Origin of the sequence: Megasphaera sp. DJF_B143 (assembly GCF_900320625.1) — a bacterium.
Classification (GTDB): Bacteria; Bacillota; Negativicutes; order Veillonellales; family Megasphaeraceae; genus Megasphaera; species Megasphaera hexanoica.
On the sequence record NZ_ONTA01000127.1, the window covers coordinates 1 to 5,696 of the forward strand.

The window sequence follows — 5,696 nt, forward strand, 5'->3', positions numbered from 1 at the left end:
CAGGGTAAACAAACGTTTTTCGTTGTGTTTTATAATACTACTATAGCATAGTTGATATGAATTTTCCACAAAAAAATAATTAGAAAACCGGGGCCGCCTCATCAGGACAGCTCCGGTTTTCTTACATTACATCCTATTTGCGGTTTTACGCTTCTTCTGTTTCAGCCTTTTTATCGGGAACGACAGCCTTATAAATCAGACCGACGATGAATCCGGCAGCCAGGAACGGGATCCAGTCCATACCGAGGGAATGGAGAGGCAGTCCCTGGAAGATAGCATCGACAGGACCTAGCGAAATCTTAGCCGTCTGCAGCCCCGTTACGAGAGCCGGTACGAAGGTGAAGGCTGTCGAGCAGACCCATACACAGCGGCGGCCGCCAAACAGATTATGGGTAAAGGTAAGGATAATGTTGGCAACGACCAGCGGATAAACGAACATCAGGACCGGGATAGCGGCGACGATGATGGTCTTCAGGCCGGCAGTTGCAACTGCAAAGGACGCAATGGTAAAAATGGTAACGTAATTCTTATAGCTCGTCTTGCCGATGAGCTGATGGAAGTACGCTGCACAAGACGTAATCAGACCGATTGAAGTGGAAAGACATGCCAGGAGTACGATGACTGCCAGCAGCAGAGCGCCGCCATAGCCGAAGAGAATCTGAGCACTCATAGAAAGAACAGGAGCGCCTGTTTCCTGCATGGAAATGGCCTGTACGGACTGGGCACCGAGATAGGCGACGAAGACGTAGACGAAAGCGAGCAGCGATACGGCCAGGCCGCCGGCTTTGAATACTTCATGGGTAATTTCTTCTTTCGTCGTAGCACCGTCTTCTTTGACGAATTCGATGACCAGGATGGCAAATACGAAGGCTGCGATGGCATCCAGCGTATTGTAACCATCGATAGCACCCTGTGCCAGTGCAGTAGTTGCCGTAGCATAAGCCGGCAGTGGCGGCTGGGGAACGCCCATAGGCGTAATCAGGGATTTTACAATCAGAGCCAGAATGGTGAGCAGCAGAGCCGGTGTCAGGACCTTGCCGATGCGGTCAACCAGTTTAGCTGGGTTGATGGAAAGCCACCAGGAAAATACAAAGAATAACACCAGGAATGCCCACATGATTGGCTGGGAACCGCCGCCATCGAGAAGCGGGCGGACGGCAATTTCATAGGAAACCGTCCCCGTTCTGGGGATAGCAAAGGCAGGACCAATAGCCAGATAGGAAATGACCGTGAAGAAAATAGCATATCTTTTATCTACACGATTCATCAATTCCTGCAGGTTGCTGCAGCCCGAATAACCCATAGCCAGTACACCCAAAAGCGGCAAGCCTACACCGGTAATAACAAAACCAGCAACAGCGTACCAGACGTTCGTACCTGCTGCCTGACCCATGGATGCAGGGAAAATAAGGTTACCGGCACCAAACCATAAGGCGAATAACATTAAGCCAATTGCAATCGTTCTATTGCCCTTTTTTCCTCCCATACGTCAAACCTCCTTACTTATAAGAACAGATAATATAGAATAATAACAACATACCAGAAGCTCTGCTTCATTTATTGTTTGTCTCATTCTACCATAAATTTTTAAAGTTATCTACCCTTATAAGTAGCAAATTTGCATATTTAACCTTATTTTAACTTTGCTTTAATCTTCATTTAATTTAAATGTGAAATTTTTCCTTTATAATGTCTGAAACGATATGTTAATATGATAATATTGACAGATTTCTTATTGTTATTCTTAAAATAATTAACTTTTATTTTTTAAGCATGCTTTTATTGTCTCTACGACATACTCATTCTCTTCCCTGCTGCGGACAGCCAGGCGGATGTAGTAGGAATCCAGCCCCGGATAGTTGCTGCAGTCACGGATGAGGATGCCCTGCTCCTGCATGTGTCCGGCCAGTACCGTCGCTGTCAGGCCCGTCTGTCTGATATGGCATAAAATGAAATTGACCGACGGCTGACATATTGTCACTCCGGGAATACAGGACAACATCCGGCTCATCCAGTCTCTTTCTTCTCTTACCAGTGTCCGTGATGCTTTTTGATATGCCGTTTCTGCAAGGGCTTCTATACCGGCAGTCTGAGCCAACGTATTGACGTGCCACACATCCGTCTGCTCCATTAATCCCTGTATAACTGCTTCGGGTGCGATGCCGAACCCCAGCCGCAGACCGGGCAGAGCATAAAATTTCGTCAGTGAATGGATGACAAAAACCTGACCGGACTGGCTGGCAAAGTCTGCCACAGTGAAATCCGGACCATCGTCGAGGAAATCAAGAAAAGATTCATCGACAATGACAAACTGCCCTCGTTGTACCGCCCGTTCGAGAAAGGAAATCAATTTCTGCCGTCTGATGAGATTTCCCGTAGGGTTATTGGGATTGCCGAGGACAATGCAATCAGCATCTTTGACCTGACTTGCTATAGCAGTCAGATCAGGCTGAAACGCTTTATCTGCTTCCAGATAAGCATATACAATCTCTGCCCCGGCAGACCGGGCAGCCCGTTCGTATTCACTGAAAGCCGGAACGGGAATACAGACGCGCCGGAAGTGGAAATGATGAAAATACAAGTATAGCAGTTCCGCTGCCCCATTTCCAGGAACGATAGTTTCCACAGGGAGATGATAAAACCGGGACAGAGCTTCCCGCAGGGCCGTGCAATCAGGATCCGGATAGTGAATGACATCGTCCAGATGGGACGATATGGCATTGCGGACGCCTTCAGCCAGACCCAAAGGATTGATATTGGCACTGAAATCCAGTACAGGCCTGCCGCCTGCATGGCGGTATATATTTCCTCCGTGTTCAAAGGGACGGATCATACAGTCACTCTTCTTTCTCTATGTCCATAGTACCACTGATAAGGGGCACCACATCTAGTAAGGTATAATCAGGGAAGCGGGCTGTCAATTCGGTCATGCACTGCTTCACTTCAGAAACAGGCAGGAAAGAAGGAAATAATACGCCACACACTGTACCGCTGTGAGCCGCGTTAACGCCTAAAGCACCCATTTCCCGGCAAGCCTGTATCAGCTGGGGCAGGGCTGGTTTTGGCAATATATTCTGATGAGCCAGGGCACTCATCGTCGCCGCCTCTCCAATCTGCTCTTCCGTCGGCTCCTTGTCAAGAAGGGAGAGCGCAGCCACAGCCGGAGCTGTATGGTACGGCATGGTTTTATCCCACTGGTGGTGAAAGGTCTGCGTATCTACAGTGCCACCCGTATCCAGTATGGCAACGTTCATGGGCGGGACCGGTCCATACGACCGGATGATATTGCCACGACGGTATTGAATCAGCGAAAGTCCCCGGGCAAAAACACCGTCTGTCGGATCTACACGAGCCGCCAGATGGCCTACGTCCTGCTCACTCAGTGTCCTGCCACAGGCACAGGCCACGGCCTGTATCACTGCTGCTACATCGGCACTGCTCGAGGCCATACCTTTTCCCCGAGGAATGGACGAAACAAGTTGCAGATGATAGGGAAAGGACGAACAGTGCAAATATGATAACGTAAGATTCACGGCTTGTGCTGCCTTTGGCGGGAGCCGGAAAAAGCCCGGTTCATCAGATACAACAGCAGTGCTGTAAATCGGAACCGGACAGGTCAGAAGGAAGGGCGTCCCATGACAGACGCCCTGTACCAGTTCCCCACAGGATCCGGGAACACGGACGCGTATCACCATAGCCCCCTCCCTGCCCAGCACAAAATGGCAAGGGCTGCTCCCATCACTGTTACGGTATACATGAGTTGCACTGCCCCGCGGATATGACGGGCTTTGAGCGGCTGTCGCGCATCTCCCATGTAGGCCCGGAAGGTCATCTTGCCGAAATAGGAATTATACCCGCCAAGACGGATATCCAGCGCCCCTGCAACAGAAGCTTCGGCATAGCCGCCATTGGGACTGGGATGCTTTGCGGCATCGCGGCGCATCATGCGCCAGGCATTTCTATAATCCAGTCGCAGGAGGAAGGCTGCCATGACAAATAACAGGCCCGTAATCCGCGCCGGAATAAAATTGCATACATCATCCAACCGAGCTGCCACCCGGCCAAAATAGAGATATTTTTCATTCTTATACCCCAGCATGGAATCCATCGTATTGACGGTCCGGTAAAGCAGCGCCATGGGCAGACCGCCAAGGGCATAGAAAAATAGCGGGGAAATAATTCCGTCCGTCGTATTTTCTGCCACCGTTTCTACCGTCGCCCGCACAATTTCTCCTTCATCGAGCTGGTCTGTATCGCGTCCTACGATCCAACCAACCTTTTCCCGGGCAGCACCGAGATGATGATGAGCGAGGAAGGTATAAATTTCCCCTGCCGCACTGGCCAGACTGCGTGGACAGATAGTAAAGCTCAGGAGCAGTGCTTCTACGCCTGTCGTGACATAGACGTTTCCCAAAATATCGAGTCCCCAGTACAGGATGTACAACACATTAAACACCACGAGGAGAACCAGAAGGACAACAACCATGCCGGCCGTCATCTGCATAAGCGGTCTGGCCTGTCTGGAATAAAAGAGATGGTCCAGCCAGCCGATGAGTTTTCCTATGAGGGCCACCGGGTGGAGACGCGTACGGGGATCACCAATCAGTGTATCGATTATAAATGCTGCCAAACATGTTATCATAAGCCACTATCTCTCATTATCCGTAATATTGCATCCATATCGAGATGCTGTGCCGTCACCGCCGCCAGACGGTCATAACTGCGTTCTTTTTCTGCCCGGTAATTGCGCTGTACCGGAAGAGGCGCAAGCCCTTTGTGACGGCGCAGGATATTAATCATATCCCGGCGGAACGGGTCATTGTCAAAGAGACCGTGAATATACGTACCAAAGACAAGACCATCTTCCCGGGCCGTCCCCACCGTAAGTGAGCAATCCCTGCCCGAACGCTGGCAGACGACAAACGGTTCGACAGCACCGGGCGCCACGTCAGTCTGACCCATGTGAATTTCGTATCCCCCAAGTCTTCCGGCCTGCAGTGTTTCTCCCATGAAAGAAAAGGGACGGCACAGGGCCTGTACCTGATAGGTCTGTTTCCAGTCGGCAAAAGTCGTCGTAACCGGCAGCAATCCCAGGCCGGCTACTTCCGAAAAATCTGATTCTGTATGATGCGGGTCATAAATAGACTGTCCCAACATCTGATATCCTCCGCAAATGCCAATGACGGGCGTCCCCCTTTTCACCTGCAAGGACAAACAATCGGCCAGTCCCGATGCCCGGAGCCAGCGCAAATCTTCGGTCGTATTCTTACTACCCGGCAGTATGATGACATCGGGATGTCCCAGCTCCTCTACTGTACGGACGTAGTACAGCGATGCATCTGGTTCTTCCGCCAGGCTGTCAAAATCAGTGAAATTAGAAATTTTCGGCGTCTGGATGACAGCTATCTGTACATCTCCTGTCTGAGGAACGCGCGGTTTGTCATCGAGAGAAACCGAGTCTTCCTCATCGATTCCCAAATGCTCTATATAGGGTATGACGCCCAGGACCGGTTTTCCCGTCTTTTGTTCCAGAAAATCCACGGCCGGCGTAAACAGGGATATATCTCCCCGGAATTTATTAATAATCAGCCCCTTGACCAGGTCCCGTTCCTCCGGTTCAAGCAGTTCCAGCGTACCAACCAGTGCTGCCAGAGATCCGCCACGGTCGATATCGGCTACGAGCAGGACCGGTGCCC

Annotated in this window: 5 protein-coding genes; all 5 read right to left on the reverse strand. The window is 50.6% G+C overall.

The window, feature by feature from the left end:
- Window positions 1-145 precede the first annotated feature (145 nt).
- Window positions 146-1,486, reverse strand: coding sequence for a branched-chain amino acid transport system II carrier protein (gene brnQ, locus DBO31_RS03795; protein ID WP_150824481.1), 1,341 nt, complete (start codon window positions 1,484-1,486; stop codon window positions 146-148).
- A gap of 267 nt (window positions 1,487-1,753) precedes the next feature.
- The gene (gene cobD / locus DBO31_RS03800) at window positions 1,754-2,833 is read right to left on the reverse strand and encodes a threonine-phosphate decarboxylase CobD (RefSeq protein WP_150824482.1); all 1,080 of its coding nucleotides are present in this window, start codon (window positions 2,831-2,833) and stop codon (window positions 1,754-1,756) included.
- Between the two features lie 4 nt (window positions 2,834-2,837).
- Window positions 2,838-3,695, reverse strand: coding sequence for a GHMP kinase (locus DBO31_RS03805; protein ID WP_150824483.1), 858 nt, complete (start codon window positions 3,693-3,695; stop codon window positions 2,838-2,840).
- Entirely contained in the window at window positions 3,689-4,642 is a 954-nt protein-coding gene (gene cbiB, locus DBO31_RS03810) for an adenosylcobinamide-phosphate synthase CbiB (RefSeq protein WP_150824484.1), read from the reverse strand. The genes DBO31_RS03805 and cbiB overlap by 7 nt, the downstream gene beginning before the upstream one ends.
- Window positions 4,639-5,696: cobyric acid synthase (locus DBO31_RS03815; RefSeq protein WP_150824485.1), on the reverse strand; the 1,058-nt coding region annotated here is incomplete at its 5' end. The genes cbiB and DBO31_RS03815, both read right to left, overlap by 4 nt.